The sequence below is a fragment of the Cyclobacterium sediminis genome, from assembly GCF_054781075.1.
In genome coordinates this window covers 642,598-664,520 of record NZ_BAAGVC010000003.1, presented here as the reverse complement: position 1 = coordinate 664,520, position 21,923 = coordinate 642,598, and the positions used below count along the sequence as shown (strand labels likewise).

Annotated in this window: 20 protein-coding genes; 16 read left to right on the top strand and 4 right to left on the bottom strand. The window is 36.2% G+C overall.

Features of this window, described 5'->3' with window-relative positions; all coding sequences use genetic code 11:
* Positions 1-91 precede the first annotated feature (91 nt).
* Positions 92-592: a UpxY family transcription antiterminator gene (locus ACYVHJ_RS05170; protein WP_339901978.1), complete on the bottom strand. Its 501-nt coding sequence runs from the start codon at positions 590-592 to the stop codon at positions 92-94.
* Positions 593-978: 386 nt separating this feature from the next.
* Here ACYVHJ_RS05170 and ACYVHJ_RS05165 point away from each other — a divergent pair, with 386 nt between their 5' ends.
* The 14 genes from ACYVHJ_RS05165 (at position 979) to ACYVHJ_RS05100 (ending at position 17,357) form a co-directional block, all read left to right on the top strand.
* Positions 979-1,974, top strand: coding sequence for a mannose-1-phosphate guanylyltransferase (locus ACYVHJ_RS05165; protein ID WP_460513180.1), 996 nt, complete (start codon positions 979-981; stop codon positions 1,972-1,974).
* A 4-nt stretch (positions 1,975-1,978) separates the two neighbouring features.
* A complete protein-coding gene (locus tag ACYVHJ_RS05160; protein WP_339901976.1) occupies positions 1,979-2,932 on the top strand; it encodes a GDP-L-fucose synthase family protein in 954 nt (317 codons plus the stop codon).
* 43 nt (positions 2,933-2,975) lie between these two features.
* On the top strand, positions 2,976-4,115 hold the full coding sequence (gene gmd, locus ACYVHJ_RS05155) for a GDP-mannose 4,6-dehydratase (RefSeq protein ID WP_339901975.1): 1,140 nt from the start codon (positions 2,976-2,978) through the stop codon (positions 4,113-4,115).
* Positions 4,116-4,578: 463 nt separating this feature from the next.
* Positions 4,579-7,200 (top strand): SLBB domain-containing protein, encoded by a 2,622-nt coding sequence (locus ACYVHJ_RS05150; protein ID WP_460513177.1) that lies wholly within the window; start codon positions 4,579-4,581, stop codon positions 7,198-7,200.
* A gap of 120 nt (positions 7,201-7,320) precedes the next feature.
* The gene (locus tag ACYVHJ_RS05145) at positions 7,321-8,175 is read left to right on the top strand and encodes a glycosyltransferase family 2 protein (protein ID WP_460513175.1); all 855 of its coding nucleotides are present in this window, start codon (positions 7,321-7,323) and stop codon (positions 8,173-8,175) included.
* Between the two features lie 41 nt (positions 8,176-8,216).
* The gene (locus tag ACYVHJ_RS05140; protein WP_460513173.1) at positions 8,217-9,347 is read left to right on the top strand and encodes a Wzz/FepE/Etk N-terminal domain-containing protein; all 1,131 of its coding nucleotides are present in this window, start codon (positions 8,217-8,219) and stop codon (positions 9,345-9,347) included.
* On the top strand, positions 9,340-10,296 hold the full coding sequence (locus ACYVHJ_RS05135) for a glycosyltransferase family 2 protein (protein ID WP_460513171.1): 957 nt from the start codon (positions 9,340-9,342) through the stop codon (positions 10,294-10,296). The genes ACYVHJ_RS05140 and ACYVHJ_RS05135 overlap by 8 nt, the downstream gene beginning before the upstream one ends.
* Positions 10,297-10,306: 10 nt before the next feature.
* Positions 10,307-11,494 (top strand): O-antigen ligase family protein, encoded by a 1,188-nt coding sequence (locus ACYVHJ_RS05130; protein ID WP_460513169.1) that lies wholly within the window; start codon positions 10,307-10,309, stop codon positions 11,492-11,494.
* Between the two features lies 1 nt (position 11,495).
* Positions 11,496-12,362, top strand: coding sequence for a glycosyltransferase family 2 protein (locus ACYVHJ_RS05125; protein ID WP_460513165.1), 867 nt, complete (start codon positions 11,496-11,498; stop codon positions 12,360-12,362).
* Positions 12,362-12,859: a PssD/Cps14F family polysaccharide biosynthesis glycosyltransferase gene (gene pssD / locus ACYVHJ_RS05120; RefSeq protein WP_460513163.1), complete on the top strand. Its 498-nt coding sequence runs from the start codon at positions 12,362-12,364 to the stop codon at positions 12,857-12,859. Before ACYVHJ_RS05125 ends, pssD begins: the two co-directional genes overlap by 1 nt.
* Positions 12,856-13,320 (top strand): PssE/Cps14G family polysaccharide biosynthesis glycosyltransferase, encoded by a 465-nt coding sequence (gene pssE / locus ACYVHJ_RS05115; RefSeq protein WP_460513161.1) that lies wholly within the window; start codon positions 12,856-12,858, stop codon positions 13,318-13,320. The genes pssD and pssE overlap by 4 nt, the downstream gene beginning before the upstream one ends.
* A 16-nt stretch (positions 13,321-13,336) precedes the next feature.
* Positions 13,337-15,016, top strand: coding sequence for a capsule assembly Wzi family protein (locus ACYVHJ_RS05110; RefSeq protein ID WP_460513158.1), 1,680 nt, complete (start codon positions 13,337-13,339; stop codon positions 15,014-15,016).
* Between the two features lie 35 nt (positions 15,017-15,051).
* Positions 15,052-16,104, top strand: a complete 1,053-nt coding sequence (locus ACYVHJ_RS05105) for an NAD-dependent epimerase (RefSeq protein ID WP_460513155.1) — start codon at positions 15,052-15,054, stop codon at positions 16,102-16,104.
* 86 nt (positions 16,105-16,190) lie between these two features.
* Positions 16,191-17,357 (top strand): MraY family glycosyltransferase, encoded by a 1,167-nt coding sequence (locus tag ACYVHJ_RS05100; protein WP_460513153.1) that lies wholly within the window; start codon positions 16,191-16,193, stop codon positions 17,355-17,357.
* Positions 17,358-17,473: 116 nt separating this feature from the next.
* On the opposite strand, the gene ACYVHJ_RS05095 is transcribed toward ACYVHJ_RS05100, so the two are convergent.
* Positions 17,474-18,361 carry a hydroxypyruvate isomerase family protein gene (locus tag ACYVHJ_RS05095; protein WP_460513151.1) on the bottom strand — a complete coding sequence of 296 codons (888 nt, stop codon included), beginning with the start codon at positions 18,359-18,361 and terminating at the stop codon, positions 17,474-17,476.
* Between the two features lie 566 nt (positions 18,362-18,927).
* On the opposite strand from ACYVHJ_RS05095, the gene ACYVHJ_RS05090 reads away from it, so the two are divergent.
* Both ACYVHJ_RS05090 and ACYVHJ_RS05085 read left to right on the top strand, forming a co-directional pair.
* Positions 18,928-19,266 (top strand): Gfo/Idh/MocA family protein, encoded by a 339-nt coding sequence (locus ACYVHJ_RS05090; RefSeq protein WP_460513149.1) that lies wholly within the window; start codon positions 18,928-18,930, stop codon positions 19,264-19,266.
* Positions 19,206-19,913: a Gfo/Idh/MocA family oxidoreductase gene (locus ACYVHJ_RS05085; RefSeq protein WP_460513146.1), complete on the top strand. Its 708-nt coding sequence runs from the start codon at positions 19,206-19,208 to the stop codon at positions 19,911-19,913. Before ACYVHJ_RS05090 ends, ACYVHJ_RS05085 begins: the two co-directional genes overlap by 61 nt.
* Positions 19,914-19,983: 70 nt before the next feature.
* Here the strand turns inward: ACYVHJ_RS05085 and ACYVHJ_RS05080 are convergent, their stop codons facing one another.
* Together ACYVHJ_RS05080 and ACYVHJ_RS05075 are read right to left on the bottom strand one after the other, a co-directional pair.
* Positions 19,984-20,922, bottom strand: coding sequence for a glutamate--tRNA ligase family protein (locus tag ACYVHJ_RS05080; RefSeq protein WP_460513144.1), 939 nt, complete (start codon positions 20,920-20,922; stop codon positions 19,984-19,986).
* Complete coding sequence (locus ACYVHJ_RS05075) at positions 20,919-21,602, bottom strand: spheroidene monooxygenase (protein WP_460513142.1); 684 nt, start codon at positions 21,600-21,602, stop codon at positions 20,919-20,921. The genes ACYVHJ_RS05080 and ACYVHJ_RS05075 overlap by 4 nt, the downstream gene beginning before the upstream one ends.
* Between the last annotated feature and the right edge of the window lie 321 nt (positions 21,603-21,923).

Sequence of the window (21,923 nt, the reverse complement as noted above, 5' to 3'; positions counted from 1 at the left end):
GTGGTTTTTTAACAATATGAAACCAAAAACTGCCATCGGTGGCACAAGTTATTAAAAATATTGTGCTTTATTAATGAATTGATAATATTTATCAGATGATTTTCAAAAATTTTCTTGGAACATTCACTAGCATACTTTGATTGATACTAGGAATGCGGATGATAAAGTAATCTTGATTAGACTTTTTAATGCATTCTCCTTGTAAGCCTTGTAAAGGCCCGCCAAGAATTTTTACCATTTCTCCTTTCTCAATATTGTCTGTATCTACTTCTACCGAAACCCCTGTATCAATGATACGCTGAATGGTTTCAATTTCTTCTTGCCTTATATAAGAATGTTCTCCGGAAAAGTTGATAAACTTTACAGCACCCGTAACTTGAAGAGATTCCCATAATCTTTCTTTACTAGTATGAACGAAAACGTATCCGTTAAATAAGGGTTTTTGAATTTTTTTCTTTCGATCACTCCATTGTCTAATTTCTTCAACCATAGGGAGGTATACTTCTGTGCCTTTTTCTTTTAGCCTTTCCGCTACTTTTTTTTCTGCTCTTGGGGCGGTGTACATTACGTACCAGTTAAGCTTTTCAGTCATTTTTTTACTAAGGGTTAAAAACCGAAAGTACCGAAAATATCGGCCATACTTCAAATTTGAATGGATAAAAATAAATAATTATACTGATAAGCAACCATAGAAATTCACTACAAATAATAAAAAACGCATTTTAAATATATGATATAGCTATTTGAAAAATTATTAATATGATATTCAATTTTTAATTACTTTTGTACGTGGCTTCAATTCCATCTTAATTTGGTTTTAACAAATTAAAAAGCCTTTAATTTTTTTAGGTATTTTTGTTGTTACCAAGTATTTTTGAAAAATATTAAAGAACCTATTTTAAATTTTAATTGATTATATTTTGTGGAAAGGTAGTCGGATAGGTTATGGTCTACCAATAACAGTGAAAATGCAAATTCATGAAAATCGTTAATGTAATATTATCAGGAGGAGTTGGCAGTAGGCTGTGGCCTCTTTCCAGGAAAAGTAAGCCTAAACAATATCTTCCCATTTTTGAAGGGCAATCACTTTTTGAGAAAACTGTTATTAGAAATTCAAAAGTATGTAACCAAGTAATGGTGGTGGGGGGAGTGGACAATTACCAACTCTCAAGAGATATATTAAATAAAAATGAAAACGCCGATTATTTGGAATTGGTTGAAGCTGCGCCACGAAATACCGCTGCTGCCATAGCATTTGCAGCGTCGTCATTACCAGAAGATGCGATCATGTTGGTTACTCCTTCAGATCATTTAATTGGAGATCAGGAAGTTTATGATGCATCAATAGATCAGGCCATTGACATGGCCAAAAAGGGTTTTTTGGTTACTTTTGGACTTATTCCCAATAAACCCGAAACCGGATTTGGATACATTGAGCATGAGGGGAATGATGTAATTAGCTTTAGAGAAAAACCTGGACTAGCGCAAGCTGAATCGTATTTGGAACAAGGTAACTTTCTTTGGAATAGTGGCATGTTCTGTTTTGAAGCAGGTACTTACCTGAACGAACTGAAAAAACATGAGCCAGAAGTTTATGAAACTTCCTTAGTTGCTTTAGAAAATGCTAAAGATGGCTTTTTACCACTAGATTTAAGCATGAACATTCCATCGATCAGCGTGGATTATGCAGTGATGGAGAAATCGAATAAAATTAAAGTTGTACCTTCAAGCTTTTCATGGTCAGATATGGGGTCCTTTGAAGCCTTGTTTGATTATTATCCAGAAGGAAGCAAAGAAAAGGTAGGTGGCAATTTAGTATTGGGCTCTGGCAAGCATGTTGAATTTGTGGGCTTGGAAGATGTTGTGTTGGTGGAGACTAAGGATGCTATTCTTGTATTGAACCGGAGTAATGCTCAAGATGTTAAAAAAGTATATGAAAGATTAGAAAAGGAAAATCCGAGATTACTAAGTTAAGGAAATGGTAAATAATAACACTAAAATTTATATTGCAGGACACCGTGGAATGGTGGGTTCTGCGATCCATAGGTCACTTGAAAGTAAGGGATATACAAATATAATTGGCTTTAGTAGTAAATATCTGGATTTGACCAATCAGCAAGCGGTTAAGGATTTTTTTGAAAAAGAAAAGCCTCAAATAGTAATTGATGCTGCAGCGAGAGTAGGAGGAATATTGGCCAATAATAATTATCCTTATACTTTTCTTATGGAGAATATGTTGATTCAAAATAATTTGATCAATTATTCCCATCAGTATGGTGTGGAAAAATTTATCTTCTTGGGAAGTTCTTGTATTTATCCCAAGTTGGCACCGCAACCTTTAAAAGAAGATAGCCTACTAACCTCCTCATTGGAGCCGACTAACGAATGGTATGCACTAGCAAAAATTACGGGAGTAAAAGCCTGTGATGCAATTCGTAAACAATATGGCAAAGACTTTATTAGTTTAATGCCTACTAATCTCTATGGGCCTTACGATAATTTTGATTTGGAGACTTCACATGTGTTGCCCGCCATGATCAGAAAATTTCATGAAGCCAAAGAAAATGGCCACAAACCTGTTACTCTTTGGGGATCAGGTTCTCCAATGAGAGAGTTTTTGCATGTAAATGATATGGCAGATGCAGTCGTATTTGCAGTCGAAAACAGCTTTAAAGATAACCTTTACAATGTAGGTACTGGGAAAGATTTAACCATAAAATCTCTAGCAGAACTGATCCAAAAAATTACAGGACATACCGGAAAAATTGAGTGGGATAGTGAGAAACCGGACGGTACTCCACGTAAATTAATGGATGTAAGTAAAATGTCTGATGCCGGTTGGCAGGCAAAAATTGGCCTTGAAGAAGGTGTTAAGGAAACCTACCAATGGTTTTTGAATAATATCGGCCAATATAAACAAGTGAAACTTTAACTATAGAATTTATTTATTTAACAGCTCATTAATTTAGATGTCTATGAAAACGGCGTTAATTACAGGTATAACAGGTCAGGATGGTGCTTATCTTGCAGAACTTTTATTGTCAAAAGGATATATTGTTCACGGAATAAAAAGAAGATCCTCTTTGTTTAATACGGATAGGATTGATCACTTGTATCAAGACCCACACGAGGATGACAAGCGTTTATTCCTTCATTATGGTGACTTGACAGATTCAATGAATTTGACGAGGATCATCCAAGAAACCAAACCGGATGAGATTTACAATCTGGCAGCCATGAGTCATGTGAAAGTGAGCTTTGATACGCCGGAATATACAGCAAATGCTGATGGCATAGGCACCTTAAGGATTTTGGAAGCTGTTCGCCTTTTGGGAATGGAGAAAACCACCAAAATCTATCAGGCATCTACTTCCGAGCTTTATGGTTTGGTTCAGGCAGTTCCTCAATCAGAGACTACTCCATTCTATCCCAGGTCTCCTTACGCCGTTGCAAAACTATATGGTTATTGGATAACTGTAAATTACAGAGAAGCATACGGTATGTATGCTTGTAATGGTATCCTATTCAACCACGAATCTCCTTTAAGAGGTGAAACTTTTGTGACCAGGAAAATCACCAGAGCTGTTGCAAAAATTGCATTGGGTTTTCAAGATAAGCTTTTTATGGGAAACTTAGATGCCAAAAGAGATTGGGGACATGCTAAGGATTATGTTGATGCCATGTGGAGAATTCTTCAGCAGGATGAACCTGAAGATTATGTAATTGCTACTGGCGTGACTACCAAAGTAAGAGACTTTATTAGAATGGCTTTTGAATTAGTCGGGTTTACCTTAAAGTTTGAAGGTGAAGGCTTGGATGAAAAAGGGATTTTAGAATCCATTGACAAAGAAAAAGCCTTTGAGGTTTTGGGGACTTCAACTTTCAACGTGAAAAAGGGGGATGTTTTGGTTAATGTGGATCCGGCATATTTTAGACCTACAGAGGTTGACTTATTAATTGGTGACCCTAATAAGGCAATGACCAAACTGGACTGGAAACCAAAATATGATCTAAAACTCTTGGTAGAAGACATGGTACTTTCTGATGTCAGTTTGTTTAAGAGAGATGTGCACCTAATGAAAGGTGGGCATAAAGTATTGAATCAAGCAGAGTAGTCAGTTCTTTAAATTTACTTTATATAATAAGGAGCAAAACATTTATTTGTTTTGCTCCTTTATGTTTTTACCGTTGTTAAACTTTGTGTTAAAGCCAATTACTCCAGTGTTGTAATTCACTTTTCGCCTATCCTTAAGATGCAGGGGTAAAGAGCCTTTTGTCTTTCACAAACCTTAAAAATGAGATTCCGTATTTACCTATGTTCTCTTTCTTTTGTATAAGGTTCAATTAAATGTTGATTAGCTTGACTATGGATTTAAAAAATCCATTTTATGTTAATTCCATAGGTATTGCTTACTTTTGTGGGGTAATTTGAATAGGGCCAATTTTTGGTACGATTGGACCATTTCAATGATGGAATACTCTATTACTAAATGTAACTGAGGTGGCGAAGCTGTAGGTTTTTGTAAGCACAATTCTCCATCAGTTTTCATTTTTCCTTTAATTTAAAGAATCTATAAAATGATCAGTAAATTCATCCATAAATTAAGATTTTCACCGATAATATTTCTTCTTTTTATTGGGTCAATTGGTTATAGCCAATCTATTCAAGACATTCAAAATCTTAAAGTTGATGAGCTGTCGGATGCTCAGATTGAGCAGTTGATAAAACGGGCAGAATCTTCCGGTATGAATGAAATACAACTGGAAGCCATGGCCAGAGAGAAAGGTATGCCGGCATCTGAGATTGCCAAATTGCGACAGCGAATTGATTCCTTGAAGAAAGGAAACAATGAATCAGTAGCCGGTAAAGGTAGCGGTAGAAATAGTCAGAGAGAGGTAGTGGGTGCAACCATGCAGCCAAATGTTTTTGATAGCTTGAGAAAAGCTGATCCCTATTATGATTTAAGTCCTCAACAAAAAAAGATTTTTGGCTATACTTTGTTTCACAACCAAGAATTGAATTTCAATCCTAATTTAAATATCCCTACACCGGAAAGTTATATACTGGGGACAGGCGATCAAATCTTAGTAGATGTGTATGGTGCATCTCAGGCAACTTTTGACATGACGGTTTCCCCTGAAGGTAAAATTTTAATCCCAAATGTTGGGCCTGTTAATATAGGAGGTGCCAGTGTGGAAAGCGCTAGATTAAGGGTTAAAAATGCATTGGCACAAATTTACTCAGGATTGAAAGGATCAAACCCAAATACATTTTTACAACTGCGGGTTGGAAATATTAGGAGTATTCAGGTCACTATGGCCGGAGAACTAAACAAACCGGGAACTTATACTTTGCCATCCTTTGCAAATGTTTTCAATGCCCTTTATTTGGCAGGTGGGCCAAATGAAATTGGATCGTTTAGAAATATTCAGGTTTATAGAGACAGCAAATCTGTGGGACAGGTTGATGTTTATGATTTTTTGGTTAATGGGAATTCAAAAGGGAATATTGTCTTACAAGACAATGATGTAGTGATTGTTCCTCCCATCCAAATAAGAGTGGAACTGGAGGGGCCTGTACGCCGACCAGGGCTATTTGAAGTCAAAGGGGATGAAAATATCCATGATTTATTGGCTTTTGCTGGAGGTTTCAAAAGCGAGGCATACAAAGAGCTTATAACAGTTAAAAGAACCACCAATCAAAATTTGAGAGTAGATAATATTTTCAATAAGGAATTTGATTCCTTTTCTATCAAGGATGGAGATTTATTTGTGGTAGGTAGTATACTTGAAAGATACGATAACAGGGTCCAGGTTTCAGGAGCTGTTTTCAGACCTGGTGAATTTGCTATTACTGAAGGTATGACCGTAAAGTCTCTAGTAGAGATCGCAGGAGGACTTAGAGGAGATGCTTTTTCTGAAAGAGCCACCTTATACCGAACCAACCCGGATTTTACCATGGAAGTGTTAACCTTAGATTTGGGTGAAATTCTTACCGGAGATGCAGTAGATGTACCTCTTGTGCGAGAAGATATATTAAACATTCCAAGTAAGTATGACCTGAAAGAAGAATATTATGTTCAAATTTCAGGAGAAGTAAATAGAACAGGGGTTTTCCAATATGCAAAAAACATGACCGTTGCCGATTTGATTACCAAAGCCAGTGGTTTTAAAGAGTCTGCATCTAGCGCCAATATTGAAATAGCCAGAAGAGTGAAGGGGGAAGTTGGGGGTGAAATAGCAAAAATATTAACGGTATCCATTGATGAAAACTTAAAAATCAGTGAATCGGAGAGAGAAATTATTTTAGAGCCATTTGATCATGTATTTGTTAGAAAAAGTCCGGGCTTTCAAGAAGAAAAAATTGTGTATGTTGAAGGCGAAGTTTTTTACCCCGGAGGCTTTACCCTTGAAAAAAGAGATGAAAGAATTTCCGATGTGCTGAAGAGGGCCGGGGGGCTGAATAATTATGCCTACCCTAAAGGAGCTACCTTAATAAGGAGAACGGAGTTTTTTAAAACCGAGACCGAGGAAAATATAAAGCTTGAGCAATTGGAGTCCTTACATAGGAACATCATCCGTGAAGATGAAATTGAAAATGCTGAAGCTGAAGGGAAACTTTTAGAAAGGATAGATAATAGAATGGAACTTTTGGTGCAAGAAGAGAGAAAAACCAATGAGAAGTTAAAACAGTCCGATAGTATTTCCGAAGATAAATATCAATTCTTGGGTGAGGGAGACAGCACGGTAATGGAAGTAGCCACGAGAGATAAAGAGCTTATAGGTATTGATCTTATGAAAATTCTTGCTCAACCCGGTTCCAAGTATGACTTGATATTGCAAGAGGGGGATGTGATCAGTATTCCAAAAGAGCTACAAACAGTCAGAATGAGAGGAGAAGTGCTCTACCCAACAACGGCTAGATATGACATGTCACGCGGTTTTAGAAATTATATATCAAGGGCCGGAGGCTTTACCGAACAGGCTAGAAAATCTAGAGCTTACGTAGTCTATGCCAATGGAGATGTCCATCGAACTAATAAGTTTCTGTTTTTTAACTTTTTTCCAAAAATTGAGCCCGGAGCTGAAATTATAGTTCCTCAAAAGCCAAAGCGTGAACCAATGTCTGTCCAAGCTTGGATAGGAATTGCATCAAGTCTTGCAACTTTAGGGATTTTGATAGATAGGATATCCAACTAAAAGAAATAAACCTCTGTTTATCATCTATAAAAGTTTTTCAAAAGGCTAAATTGAAAATAAATATAAGGTGTAAAATGATCTGTGGAACCTATTTCTATTGTTTAAAGCACTTTTAGTCTAATGGCAAAAATATCCATTGTTATACCGGTTTATAATAGGGAAAAACTAATAATAGAGACCTTAAACAGTATTAACAACCAAACTTATCAGGATTGGGAATGTTTATTGGTTGATGACCATTCTACAGACAAAAGTTTAGAAGTTATGAATAACATAGCTTTAACTGAACCAAGAATCAAAGTTTACTCCAGACCTAAAACATTAAAAAAAGGGGCTCCATCCTGTAGGAATTATGGAGTTAATTTAGCAATTGGTGAATTTATACAGTTTTTTGATTCTGATGATTTGATGCTACCTTCAATGCTGAAAATAAAGGTGGACTTTTTGACTTCCAGGAAAAATTTAGATTTTATAGTTTCGAAAATGGCTGATTTTACTACTCCTGATAACTGGGAAACCCCTACTTATAAAACAGAATCACTTACTCCAGCTATTGATAGTTTAAACTATAACATCCGATTTTTAACACCCGGCCCACTATTCTTGGCTTCCTTTTTAAAGAATCAAAAGCAATTATTTGATCCTTTACTTAAAAGAAATCAGGAATGGGAATTCTTTTCTCGAATACTAATGGAAGGAGCCAGATACGATTCCTTGAATGAAGTTACTTGTCTTAGGAGAATCCATCCCAATAGTATAAAATCAAATTTTGAAAATAGTAAAGAGGACGAGCGTGAGGGATATAAATTAATTGCAGTTCATAGGATGAATTTAAATTCTGATAAAAAATTTAAATTACTTTTTATTAAAGTTTTTTGGAGATTTTATATTAGGTCGTTTTTCATTTTTTTAAGAAAAGGGCAAGTATCAAACCTCTTGCTATGGTTGAAAGCTGTAAAAAATTTAGTCTTGTAAAATAACCCTTTATCTATTATAATAAGCTGTTAATTCCGAATATGAAAAAGTACATTTCCCACATGGATCAATTTATTAAGAAATCTCTTCGTGAAGAAGAAATTCTTATTAAAGACTTGATCAATGAAATCATAGCTTTTAAAAAGTGGATAATTATCGTAGCCATAACGGTGTTCACCTTAGGCTTGGTCTATATTTTTACGTCTTCTGATGAATATACTACTACATCCAAATTGTTAATGGAACAGTCAAATGGTATCAACTCCAAAGCTTTGGGAGGCTTGGCATCCATTTCCGGTCTGGGTAATTTAGGAATAGGAAATCAAAACACTGAAGCCTTACCGCCAGAACTGATCCCTGATCTTGTTTTAGAAAGTGACTTTTTAAAACGCCTTATGTACGAGAAAGTATATTATGAGGAAGCTGGAGACAGTATTACCCTATTGCAATTTGTCAATGAATATGAAAAACACAATTTTTATTATCACTTGGTGAGGTTGCCCAGCAAACTGAAGTCTGTGTTTTCATCCAGTTCTGTTGAAACAGATGTTGATTTAAATGCAGAAAAGAACCATGAAGAGGAAGCTATTTTAGCATTTGATCCCAAAGAGAGGAAAACAATTGCGCAGCTTAGGACTCGAATAGACGTGGAAAAAGAAGAACGCTTATTAGTAATTCAAACCAAAATGCCGGAACCTTTGGCAAGCGCCCAGTTCAACGAGATTTTAAGTAGGTTTCTCAAAGCATATTTAACCAAAATAATACTAGATAAGGACGTCCAGAATTTTGAATTTATTAAAGAACGTTCCAACGAAGCTAAAAACAGGGTGGAGCAAACTCAAATGAAATTGGCCAACTTTAGAGATAGTAATAGGGGGATAAACTCTCAGTTATTAAAAACCGAAGAGGATAGGCTTTTGGCTGATTTCAATCTTGAGTTTAGCCTCTATAATTCTCTGGCGCAACAAATGGAGCAAGCTCGCATCAAAGTGCAAAATGCTACTCCTCTAATGACGGTATTCCAGAAACCTCAACTGCCTACCTCTCCAAGTGAACCGAAAATTGTATTATTAAGTATTGTATTCCTGATATTAGGTGGAATTATTGGTCTATTATTCTTTTTTGGGCTTCTAGTTTTAAGAATGCTAACCATACATTTTACGAATGTTTAGTGTAATAATCCCTATTTACAATAAATTTCCACACTTAGACCGTTCCATTAATTCGGTCTTAAATCAGAAATTTAAAGAATGGGAACTATTGTTAGTGGACGACGGGTCTACCGATGGAAGCTTAGAGAAGGCGAAAACTTACAGCGATAATAGAATTCAAGTATTCCAAAGAAATGAACCAGGCCCGGGAGGTTATGCAGCAAGAAACTTGGGGATTGCTAAAGCCAAATACGATTGGGCTGTCTTTCTGGATGCTGATGATGAATGGTTAGACAATCATTTAGAAACTTTTTTTGAGTTAATTAAATTTCAGCCAAAAGCTAAAATTATATCCAGCTCATGGACGGATAATTTTGAAGAAAATAAGGAAGGAAGATTTTTCCCTAACAGTTATCACATAAAGCACAAAGCCAGAGGCGTTCACGAAATTGAAATCAAGGCTTATTTAAAGAATAGTATCATGGGTGCACCACCATTCTGGACCGGAGCTGTAGGTTTTCAGAAGAAATTGCTTAAGGATATAGGAGGTTTTCCAGAAGGCAGGTGTAAAAGAGGAGGAGATGTAGATACTTGGTTAAGGGCAATTTTTTATGGTGAATTAGCCATTTGGTCCCCAGAATTAACTGTGGTATACCACAGGGATTCGGTAAATATGGTAACCAAAGTAGAAGGGTTTGAAATGGGCTGTGAAGCAACTACAGTGAAACATTTGGCTTCTTCAATCACAGATAAGCAAATAATCAGGCTTTTATTCCAGTTTTTAAATGCTAGAATTGTGAGTAGGTGGCTACAAACATTAAGGGTAGGGAGAAACCCGGGTTCATTATGGGGTAAAGTAAAGTGGAAATACCTCACCCGAAAAGGTCTAGTGATCACATTAAGCTCTATTTTACCTTCCACAATTAGCAAGCGAATATACCGGTGGGCGAGTAAAGCCAAATACGATTAATACTAGACATTTGAAATTATCACTTCCGAATAGCATTCAGTTAAAAAAAATCCTACAGTGGGATTTTTTCTCTGTTTTAATAATGGTATTGCTCTTTTTGAGAGTTCTCGTAGACAGAGCGGGATTTGGTGCTGTCATTGGCCTAGCTTTGCTTGGATGTTTTTTTTTATTGTTAATTTTTAAGTTAAAGTTACCCAAATACCTGTTACTTTATTCATCCTTATTTTTCATTCTAATTGGATATGCCTTTATCAATGCCTCGGTAATACATGGTGAACCACTGTATACCATTAGGGGGGTAATTCGCTATTTTTCCTATTTCGCCATGTTTATTTTGGCTTATTACAGCAAGGTCTCTTTCAAGCAAATTTTCTTGTTATATACAATTATTGTTTTAATTGAAAGTGCTTTGGCATTTGTCCAATTTTTATTTATGGGTATGCCAAGGCCGAGTGGGACCTTTATTAATTCAAATCATTTTAGCTATTTTCTTGTACCCTATTTCTCTATTTTATTGATCGTCTATAAAAGGTATATTTCAGCTTTTTTTATCTTCCTCTTGTCGGCGTTTCTTGGAGGGATGGGTGGAGTAATTAGTTTGCTTTTGGTTCTATTTCTTTTTTTATCTCATTATGCCAGAAGGTGGCAAAAAGTGGTGGCCATTCTAGTTTTTCCCGTTTTTATAGCAGGAGCAGGGTTTTTAATGCAAAATAGAGTAAAAGAATTAACAGATGTAACAGCTATCTCGGAAAGGCTTGCAGAAAATAAAGCTGGTGGTGGGAGTTCCTTAGTATGGAGGATCGTTACATGGAAGCTTATGTACGATGAACTTGTTGAAAAGGATGGTTTGTACACCGGTATGGGCTTAGAGTACGCCTCTCTAATCAGCCCTTACTTTTTGGAAAGTAGTATAAGGGAGCCTCACAATGATTATTTGCGCATACTTTTGGAATTTGGCTTGCTCGGTTTTATTCTGTTTTTATATGGGATGTATTATGGTCTCTTTAGAATAAGAAAAAATGCAATTGAACAAAGTTCCTCCTATTACTATGCCATATATGCTGCTTTAGCTGCAATTTATTTAGGAATGATTGTTGGTAATATTGTAGTGTTGAGCACACTTTGGTGGCTGTTCTTAACTATCATAGCTATCATGCATAAAGAAGAAAAGCATAAAGAATCAAAAGCGTTCGTTTAAAATGACAGGAAAACTTGCTATTGTAACACCGGCAAAAAATGAGGCCAAAAATATCCCGAAATTAGTGGGTAGTATGGCTGGACAAACAAAAAGGCCCAATTTATGGATTTTTATAAATGATGGGAGTACAGACAATACTGTTCAAGTATTTGAAGAAGAAATAAAAAAGCATGGCACAGCTTTCGAAAATACCAGCATTCAGTTGATTAATTATGAAGATGAGGATCAATCTTATGCCCTGGGACCAAAATATAGCCGAATTATTAAATTTGGGTTGAATAAGATTTTAACACATGAGAAAGTATCGAAATATGAGTTTGTAGGAATTTTGGATAGTGACGTTTTCCCTGAAAAGGCATACTATGAGATATTATTAAATAAATTTGAGAAAAATCCCAAACTAGGAATTGCTTCGGCAGCAAAGCAACAGGAAGATTATGGGAATGAAATCATCACTAGCTATGTCAACAAAAGCTTCGCTCCAAGTGGTTTTAGAGTTTGGCGAAGGGCATGTCTGGATCAAACAGATTATTCTATATCTGTTTCGCAGGACTCTGTGTCTGCTGCCAGGGCCATTATGTTAGGTTGGAAGGTTCAGTCTTTTCCCGAACTAGAGGTTAGCCTAAGGCAACGTGGTGCAAAATTTGGTTTTGAGTATTATGGCAAGTCTGCCTATATGCGGCATGTCCCGTTTTTGTATGTGCTAGCCGGAGCTTCCAGGATGTATCTTTTAGGAAAAAAGGAAGATGCAAGACAATATATCAATGGTTATAAGAAATCAGCTAAGCAGAAGATTGATAGGATTGAAGACCCTCTTGCTATTAAATACTTTAAAAATAGATTTTTTTATAAACTACTAGGTAAATAATGAAACCTAAAGTTATACTTTTGATTTATGGTTCAGGAGGGCACAGAGCCCAAATGGACAAATTATTAGCAAAAATTAATAAGGAGTATGAGGAGGGAAAAGCAAGCTTCATTGGGATTACTGAAAGTGATGCCTCTATTATTCACCCTGATATTATTGAGACCTATGAACAACCCCCGTTTAGAAACAAGTATTTTTCTTTTATGAATTTGTTTAGTGCTCCTAGAAAGTACTTAAATTTTATTTCCTGTTTTGCTAAAATCAATAAGAATTACAAAGTTCTTTCTGTTATTTCAACGGGTCCGGGGTTGGCCATTCCTTTTTCTATTTTATTTAAATTAAAACGTACAAAAATAGTTTTTATTGAAACTTGGTCACGTTTTGAAACCCAGTCATATGCGGGAAAAGTGATGTACAGAATTGCCGATAAATTCTATATACAGAACAAGTCCTTAAAAAAATTTTACCCTAAAGCCATTTATTCAGGATTATTATGAAAGTTTTGGTTACCGTAGGAACAACCAGGTTTGACTCCTTAATTAAGTATTTGGATGAAACATTTGCGGGGCTATCACATGCATTCACTTTTCAAATAGCTGATGGAAAATACATACCCGTCAACTTTCCCTATTTTAGATTTAGCCCTGATATTAATACCTATTATAAAGCCTCTAATTTGGTGATTTGTCATGCAGGAGCAGGAACTATTTATAAGTTGCTGGAAATGAAAAAGAAAATAATAATAGTTCCAAATACGGAAAGAATTGATAATCATCAGTTAGATATAGCGAGTTATATGGCAGCTAATGGGTATGCTATTTCTGTAAAGGATTTCTCGGAATTACCTCAAGGAATGCAGAGCGCAACACGGTCTGAAATGAAGATTTTTGAAAAACATGATTTTGATAAAACCCGAGAAATAATGTCTTTTTGTACAGGGGATCTTGAAAACAAGTAATAGCAGGGATAAATAAATGACAAACAAATATCAATTACAAAAGGGGGTAAGTATTCTGATCTTCTTTTTCGGGATAATCAATGCTTTTTCTCAGAATCTTGCCCCTGGCACAGCTATTTTGGAAGAGTATGGCAGGAGGGAGCAACTGCTAATAGGAGGATTGGATTCGCTTAAGCAGGACGGTTTAAGGCCTGACCTTTCTCTTCAATCCTTGTTCTTATCTCCTCAAAAAAAGTCAGAAAGTGAGATAAGCTATTCTGTATTCCCGATACAGTCAACCTTATTGTACAACAGTAAAAGACCTTATGGCTATGGTGGGTTTGGTATGCACAATGGAAGAGGGTACGAACAATATATTAGTGCCGGAGTTTATGGTAGACTTGGATTTTTACACCTTCAGGTTCAACCTGAATTCGTTTTTGCCCAGAACAAAAGATATCAAGGGTTTGGAAGCGATTTTCCTACCCAAGTTTTAAACGATAGATTCCATTACTGGAATAGAAACGACAAGCCTGAGTTACTTGCCGAAGGAAGCTCCACCAGGTTTTGGTGGGGTCAATCAAGCCTTACTGCAAGGTTAGGAGGTTTTGAGACGGGGATTTCCACCCGTACTATATGGTGGGGACCGGGACAATGGAGTTCTTTGACATTTTCCGGTAATTCAGAAGGTTTTCCTCACCTTACCTTAAACTCCCACCGTCCCCTAAAAACCTTTCTGGGACATTTTGAAGGACAATTGATCATGGGTAGGTTAGAAAGTTCAGGAATGGCAGCCTCACAAGATGAGGCACTGAATGATTCCTTTTTTCTTCCATTGGATAACGGTTGGAGATACTTGAATGCAATTAATATAAGTTATCAACCCAAATGGGTTCCTGGACTATTTTTAGGTTTTATTCGGACATTTCAACAGTACAACGCCAAACAAGGTAACCAATTTCGAGATTATTTTCCTATTTTTGATGCCTTTCAGAAAAAGGAATTTTTTCAAGATGGTAACTCAGTGGCTTTTGATAATGAGGCCAGGGACCAGCAAGCTACCTTGTTTTTTAAATTTTTAAATAAAAAGGCAAAGTTTGAAATATATGGAGAGTATGGGAGGCGAGACCATGCCTTGACCTGGAGAGATGCCATATTGAATCCTGAACATTCCCGAGCCTATTTAATGGGGTTTCAAAAACTAGTCTCTCTTGGCAAGAAAAACACCTATCTTCAAATTCGTAGTGAGATCCTTCATCAGCAGGAATCTGTAAATAGATACATACGTTATGAAGGCCTAGGTGGGAGAACTCCATGGGCAGCACATTACCAAGTAAGGGGCTTTACCAACAGAGGAAAGGCTTTAGGTTCAGGCATTGGTACAGGAAGTAATAGCCAAACTTTTGAAGTGGCAGTTGTTGATGACTTCAACAAGTTGGGGATAATGGTGGAAAGGATAGCCAACCATCAAGACTTTTATTACCGAGCATTTGGTCAAGATAGTGAGATGTTACCTTGGATTGATTTTACAATTGGTATTCAAGCAAATAGAAAATGGAAAAACTTTTTACTAGGTTCTCAATTCCAACTGGTGAATGGTACAAATTATCAATGGCAAAGTGATTCATCTACCAGCGCGTTATTTCCCAAAGGAAAAGACATGCTTTCATTTCACAGTAAAATTCATTTGGTGTATTTAATGAATGCAAGCAAATAAAGTTTTTTCTTAGCTTATAATTACAAGATTTTATAATGAGTATTTTGATTACAGGAACTGCCGGTTTCATAGGAATGCATTTAGCTAAAGCACTGTTGGATAAAGGAGAAGAAGTAGTGGGTTTAGATAATATTAATGACTATTATGATGTAAGTCTTAAAAATGATCGATTACGAGTAACTGGAATAGTCCCAAATAAAATAAAATATGGGGAAGCAATTAAAAGTACTGTTTATCCAAATTATACTTTTTATAAACTCAATTTAGAAGATAAAGAAGGTTTAGATAAGCTTTTTAAAGAATATAATATTAAGCGGGTAGTAAATTTAGCCGCACAAGCAGGTGTACGGTATTCTTTAACAAATCCTGATGTTTATATTCAGTCAAATATAGTAGGCTTTGGAAATGTACTGGAGGCCTGTAGACATAATAATGTAGAACATTTAACCTATGCATCTTCTAGCTCTATTTATGGATTGAATACTGAAATGCCTTTTTCCATCAACCAGAATGTAGATCATCCGGTTTCTTTATATGCTGCTTCAAAAAAGTCAAATGAACTTATGGCACATAGTTATAGCCACCTTTTTGGTCTGGCTACCACAGGTTTACGGTTTTTTACAGTGTATGGTCCGTGGGGTAGACCAGATATGGCACTATTTCTGTTTACTAAAGCTATAATTGAAGGAAAACCTATAGATGTTTTCAATTATGGAGAAATGCAACGAGATTTCACTTATGTGGATGATATCGTAAATGGTGTAGTAAAAGTTTTAGATAATCCTGCGAAACCTGATGCTAATTGGACCTTAGATAAAGGTGATATTAGTAAATCTAAAGCCCCTTATGCGATTTATAATATTGGTAACTCAAAACCTATTCGGTTAATGGATTTTATATTAGAAATAGAAAAGTGTCTTAATATGAAAGCCAATTTAAATTTACTTCCTTTGCAAGCTGGAGACGTTCCTGCTACCTATGCAGACACCACGGAAATAGAGAAAGAATTAGGTTATAGGCCAGATACCCAGTTAAGTTATGGTGTAAATCAATTTGTAAAATGGTATAAAAGCTATTATAAAGTGTAGTAGCTAATAATTTTTTTATGAAATTTTATAGAGTAATTATAATATTGTAAGATGCTTATGTGTATTTTTGTCAAAATCCTTTTACTATGAACATTTTTCTGGCAACAGTAACTTCATTTTTCTTTGGTTTTTTAATGACTCCTGTTCTGATTTTGATACTTAAAAAGATCAATTTTACTGAAACTCCAGGCGGAAGGAGGATTCATGCAGGCAAGATCCCATCAATGGGTGGTATTGCTATCGTGTTTGCCACTTTCGTAGGATTGTTTGCTTGGTTAAGCTTTGATCAGATCGTTGAAACCCGTTATTTTTTAGTCGCATTAGCAATTATGTTCTCGGTTGGCTTAAGAGATGATCTCATAGAGTTAACAGCGGTACAAAAGTTAATAGGACAATCCATACCGGCCTTTTTCGTAATCGTAATGGCAGATATTCGAATCTCCAGCTTATATGGCTTTATGGGAGTATATGAAATCCCTTACCTTATCAGTGTGGGCATAACTTTTTTTGCAATTTTAGCGCTTACCAATTCCTTTAATTTAATAGATGGTGCTGACGGTCTAGCCGGCTCACTAAGTTTGGTAACCTTAAGTATTCTAGGATTTTGGTTCTACACTGCTGGAATGATTTCTTACAGTTTGATCTCCTTCACATTGGTAGGGGGCATTTTAGCTTTTCTTGTGTTTAATTGGCATCCGGCAAAAATCTTCATGGGGGATACAGGTTCCCTAAGTGTCGGGTTTTGCTTGACCGTATTGGTGATTTTATTTATTGATAAATCTGGCCTAATGGCTCCTTGGGAGGGATTGAAATTAAATGCACCCTTTTCAGCTGGATTAGCTTTCTTAATTGTCCCGATTTATGATACTGTTAGAATATTTATAAAAAGAACTAAAAATGGAAAATCTCCTTTAAAACCTGATAAAAGCCACGTTCATCACTTTTTACTTAGAATGGGTTTACAACATGACCAGGTCTCATTGGTATTAGTGGTTGTGAAGTTGACTTTCATATCAATAGTATTTTTTGGTTATGCATTAAATGATCATATCCTACTTCCTGTTCTTGTATTAATTGCTACATTTTTAGGGATATGGATGGATAAGAAAACCTTACAGAAAGTTAAAGATAATTGTAAGAAAGGACCTCTTATTTCAGAGATGAATTATAATCGTAAAAAAAGGAAACAACCCAAGAGAAAACCTTCTATTGAAAAAAATATATTCTCAGATAATAAGATCAATATGAATTGATAGGTTCTATTTAGCATAAAAAAAGGCGTTGTTAATCAACGCCTTTTTTTATGCCTATACTATTGAAACTAAAAAGTAAAAAACAGGGCTCTTTTTTGTACCCATGAGTGTTATATTCAAACATCGCAAATTTCTACTCCCTGTTGTAAGGAAGCCAATTTATCTGCTCTTTTTGGAATGAATTCTTGCCCAATATATCCTGAATACCCTGTAGCCAATATGGCTTTTACTATCGCAGGGTAATATAGCTCCTGACTTTCATCTATTTCATTGCGGCCGGGCACCCCACCTGTATGGTAATGGGAAATATATGGGTGGGATTCTTTAATGGTGGCTATCACATCTCCTTCCATTATTTGCATATGGTAAATGTCATACAAAAGTTTCATGTTCTCGCTACCCACCTCCTTACATAAAGCCACTCCCCATGCTGTGTGATCAGCTTGGTAATCTTTGTGATCTACTTTGCTGTTTAGTAGTTCCATGCACATAGTGATACCATGTTTTTCAGCGGTAGGCATAATTTTTTTCAAACCCATTGCACAATTTTTTATACCCATTTCATCCGCTAACCCATTTCGGTTACCTGAAAAACAAATGATCTGTTTGTATCCTGCTGCTGCAACCTTAGGTATTACTTCTTTATAACTTTCAATCAATTGATCGTGTAGTTCAGGGTTGTTCCAACCTTTTTCTATACCCAAACCTGCACCCCAAGGCATTGCACAATCTAGTCCATATTTGGAGAGTATTGGCCATTCTTCCGGCCCGGCCAATTCAATGGATTTTAACCCTATTTCTACTGCTGCTTTACAAAGGTCTTCAAAGGCAATGTCACTGTAACACCATCTGCAAACGGAATGATTGACATTGCCCCTTAAGCCTTCCGGTAAGCTTGTCTCTGCCGCTGCCAGTCTGTTTGATAAGGAGGGAATCAGCAAACCTGCTAGTCCCGTTCCTGCCATTTTTTTTAGCACTCTTCTTCTTGGGTTAGTATTTTTCATCGGTTCAATTGGTTTATTGTTAAGCAATTTAGGAGGATTAATGTAAAGTATTAAGTTTTTTGGTCATCTTTCTTTCTCCTTTTATTGTATGTTCATTGTTATAGTAGGGATTTGGAAACGTTTTAAAGTTAATACTCCTAAAAATGAGTATTTCAAAACCTTAACATTAAGTTTCGGGAAAAGTGATACATAGCCTAATTATCTATCGTTTTTGTTTAAGTTTGCTGTTTAAATATTTATTCAGATTTCTTAGTTCTAATTAATCTAATTTCATCCTTTTTCAATATATTGTTTGGGTTTACCACTTAATTGCTGTTTTTAAGTATTAATTATCTATAAGAATTCAATATTTACTTAAGTTAGTGTTTCGGTTGTTGAAATGCAATGGTATGGGTTGTTCTTCCATTAAGAGGTAATTATTCCTTCTTATGCATTTCAGATTGATAGCTATATTTTAATTTTATTTACTATTACTAACTAACACCGTGAAAAGAAGACATTTTATATAAAAAACAGGCCTTATACCGGCTTGACAAGCTTGAGTCTTTCATGCATTTTCAACCGACTTGTTAGCCACTAAGAAAATACGTATCGGAATAGTGGGAGGAAGGTTTGGCGCCTCATTTCAATTTCATGAACACCCAAACTGTATTGTAGAAGCCGTTAGTGACCTTCGGGAGGATAGAAGAAGTCATTTAAAGAAAACTTACAGTTGTGATAAGGCATACAATGCCCTTGATTTACTCTTAAAGGACCCCAATATTGATGCAGTTTTTCTGGCAACGCCTGCTTCAGATCATGCCAAGCATACCCTAGCCAGTTTGAAGGCCGGTAAACATGTGTTGTGCGCCGTTCCATTGGGAATGACCATTCAGGAATGCCGGGAAATAAAAAGGCTGTTTTAAGTACAGGGAAAAACTTTATGATGGCAGAAACCAGTGTGTACATGCAAGGGACCATTACTGTTAGAAAATTTTATGAAGAAGGTCGTTTTGGCGAGATATTTAGCGCTGCAGCAGAATATAATCATCCGGGATTGGAAGTTCTTTGGTTTGAAAATGGCAAACCTACTTGGCGACATGGGTTGGCACCCATGAATTATCCCACACACTGTACAGCATTATTGGTAAGTGTTACAGGTGAAAAATTAAAAAAAAGTAAGTTGCCTTGGGTATGGGAAAGGCTTATTGGAAATTACCCATATAACAATCCATTTTGGAATGAAACTGTTTTTTTTCAAACCGATCAAGGACATCCATTTAGGGTGGAGGTGAACTGGAAAGGAGCACTAAGAAATGCAGAGCGAGCTGAGTGGCGGGGTGAAAAGATGAGCTTCTACCTACCTACAGGTCATTCCTCGGAGCCAACAATGGTCACCAATGCATCGGAGATGGGGAAGGATAATGCCGGTTTTGAACATACAATAAATAAAGTAGCACCTTATGAAGTTACCAAGTGGTGGGAAACCGATATGCTTCCTGAGAAAATGAGCGTAACAGTGGATACGATGGCTCTCAAACCTTTCTTACCCATGAATTTATCCAACCCATAGTGGAAGAGCGTATGCCCAAAATAAATATATATGAAGCCATCGCTTATACAGTTCCCGGTATTGTGGCGCATCAGTCTGCTTTAAAAGGTGGCGAACTGTTGACGATACCCGATTTTGATGATTGATTCATAAGAAGAAGGAATTGACTTGAAAATTCTTCTAGATTCGTTGTTTCCTGAGGCAAGTTCAAATAATGGCCTATTGTTCGGTATATGCCTTCTTTTTTTACCCCGGCTTTGATCATTTGACGAATAGAATAACTTCCATTGGATTTGGATAGTTTTTTTCCTTCTTCTTTATACAATTGATGATGGTAGAAAACCGTCTGATCAAAAGTCTGCTGCCGTAGCAATTGATTTGAAAGGTAAACCTGAGCAAGGGTAGAATCCCATAGGTCTGTTCCTCTAACTATAAAATCCACATCAAAATAAATATCATCTACCAAAGATGCCAATTGATAACTTGGATAGGTATCCTTTTTTTGGATTACAAAAAAATCCATAGCATTCGGGAGTTGATGGACTTGTTGATTTTCAGTATAATGATTGATATTAACTGTTTGGGTTAAATTGGTTATTAACCTAAGAGCAGTTTGGTTTTTACTCCATGGTAAGTCTCGTTGAAGGCAAGTCCCCGTATAAAATCTCTTGGGATGTTTTTTTAAGAGGGTTTTTCTTGAGCAATTACAGGTAAAGACCAGTTTTTTTTCTTTCAATTCGTTAATGTATTCCTTATAAATAGGTAGCCGATTGAGCTGAGAATAATCTTGAATAAATTCCTTGCTGCTCTTGGGACCCTCATCATAGGGGATTTCCAGAAAGTCTAGTGTATCAAAAATATCCTGAATGTATTCCATTCGCACACGCTTTTGATCCAAATCATCTATTCGAAGTAGTATTTTAGCGGCATGCTTTTTAGCCAAGCTGGCAGTAATAAGGAATGAAAGTACATTCCCTATATGAAGGTATCCACTAGGGGTTGGTGCCAATCTGGTTTTGGTAATCTTCATGGCTTGGTTTCCGGGATTTTGTTAATGTCAATAGGTATAAATCTCGCAAAAAGTTCTTCCCTATACCATTTCTCATTTTTTACTTTTTTGATGACCTCCTTATGTGCAGTTCCATAAGCATAGTCCTCCATTTGCGCTTGACTGTTCCAATAGCTGAAAGTAGCTTGTTCTATTATAGGCCATTCTCCTATCCCCTTTGTAAAGATTAGTCCGGATGCTTTTTCTGCAGATCGGCTAGTATTAGGGATGTATTTCAAAAATCGAAAAACTTTGTGCAGTTTCACACGAGCTCTGGTGATAACCATAATTGGCCCCTTAGTTTTTTCATGGCTAGGTTTGAAAGGTTTTTTACCATACCAGGTTCCGTGACTTTGGATACAACGCATCCAATAGGTGAAGTTACTAATGCACTGTTGGTTAAACCTAAGATACGCTTCAGATAAATAAAAGCTTCTGGCAGCTTCGGCGTCCTCCCAAACCATCAGTAAAGCATAAGTGGAAAAGTCCGGCTTAAGTGAGAAGCCAAATCCTCCCCCGGTCCCCATCAATTTAAAGAATTTCTTTCCTTGGACTTTCTTTAATGGTGAGATGGCCAACTGCATTTGATTGAATGCCCACCAACGATTTCTTTTGGGGTATTTAAAAAAGGTAAGAGAAACAATTTCCTTTTTTTTATTCATGACCAAAAAAGATTGGTTATTTTCACAGGCTGATCTTTTTTAACAATATTACGCATGTTGAAATTGAAATCCATAGGTATCAATCGAAAACTTTTTTGATAATTGTTCTTATTAAAAGAATAGCGAGTGCGATTGTGGTTCCTGCAATTACGAATTCCATAGTGTCTATGTCTTTTTATATTTGAATGGACAACTATTGAAATTCGTGGGATAATCTCAGCAATTCAATGGAATGCCATTTAATTTTAAATAACTCAAAAGTTGCCATTATAGTTTGTCGAATTGTTCACAAAAAGTTAAAAATGATTTTTGTTATTCATA

Bases quoted from the DNA above. Each gene is read 5' to 3' on its own strand.
- ACYVHJ_RS05075 (WP_460513142.1), bottom strand. From the start codon at position 21,602: ATGAATAAAAAAAAGGAAATTGTTTCTCTTACCTTTTTTAAATACCCC.
- ACYVHJ_RS05160 (WP_339901976.1), top strand. From the start codon at position 1,979: ATGGTAAATAATAACACTAAAATTTATATTGCAGGACACCGTGGAATG.
- pssE (WP_460513161.1), top strand. From the start codon at position 12,856: ATGAAAGTTTTGGTTACCGTAGGAACAACCAGGTTTGACTCCTTAATT.
- pssD (WP_460513163.1), top strand. From the start codon at position 12,362: ATGAAACCTAAAGTTATACTTTTGATTTATGGTTCAGGAGGGCACAGA.
- ACYVHJ_RS05095 (WP_460513151.1), bottom strand. From the start codon at position 18,361: ATGAAAAATACTAACCCAAGAAGAAGAGTGCTAAAAAAAATGGCAGGA.
- ACYVHJ_RS05140 (WP_460513173.1), top strand. From the start codon at position 8,217: ATGAAAAAGTACATTTCCCACATGGATCAATTTATTAAGAAATCTCTT.
- ACYVHJ_RS05165 (WP_460513180.1), top strand. From the start codon at position 979: ATGAAAATCGTTAATGTAATATTATCAGGAGGAGTTGGCAGTAGGCTG.
- ACYVHJ_RS05100 (WP_460513153.1), top strand. From the start codon at position 16,191: ATGAACATTTTTCTGGCAACAGTAACTTCATTTTTCTTTGGTTTTTTA.
- ACYVHJ_RS05135 (WP_460513171.1), top strand. From the start codon at position 9,340: ATGTTTAGTGTAATAATCCCTATTTACAATAAATTTCCACACTTAGAC.
- ACYVHJ_RS05105 (WP_460513155.1), top strand. From the start codon at position 15,052: ATGAGTATTTTGATTACAGGAACTGCCGGTTTCATAGGAATGCATTTA.
- ACYVHJ_RS05125 (WP_460513165.1), top strand. From the start codon at position 11,496: ATGACAGGAAAACTTGCTATTGTAACACCGGCAAAAAATGAGGCCAAA.
- ACYVHJ_RS05145 (WP_460513175.1), top strand. From the start codon at position 7,321: ATGGCAAAAATATCCATTGTTATACCGGTTTATAATAGGGAAAAACTA.
- ACYVHJ_RS05080 (WP_460513144.1), bottom strand. From the start codon at position 20,922: ATGAAGATTACCAAAACCAGATTGGCACCAACCCCTAGTGGATACCTT.
- ACYVHJ_RS05170 (WP_339901978.1), bottom strand. From the start codon at position 592: ATGACTGAAAAGCTTAACTGGTACGTAATGTACACCGCCCCAAGAGCA.
- ACYVHJ_RS05110 (WP_460513158.1), top strand. From the start codon at position 13,337: ATGACAAACAAATATCAATTACAAAAGGGGGTAAGTATTCTGATCTTC.
- ACYVHJ_RS05150 (WP_460513177.1), top strand. From the start codon at position 4,579: ATGATCAGTAAATTCATCCATAAATTAAGATTTTCACCGATAATATTT.
- gmd (WP_339901975.1), top strand. From the start codon at position 2,976: ATGAAAACGGCGTTAATTACAGGTATAACAGGTCAGGATGGTGCTTAT.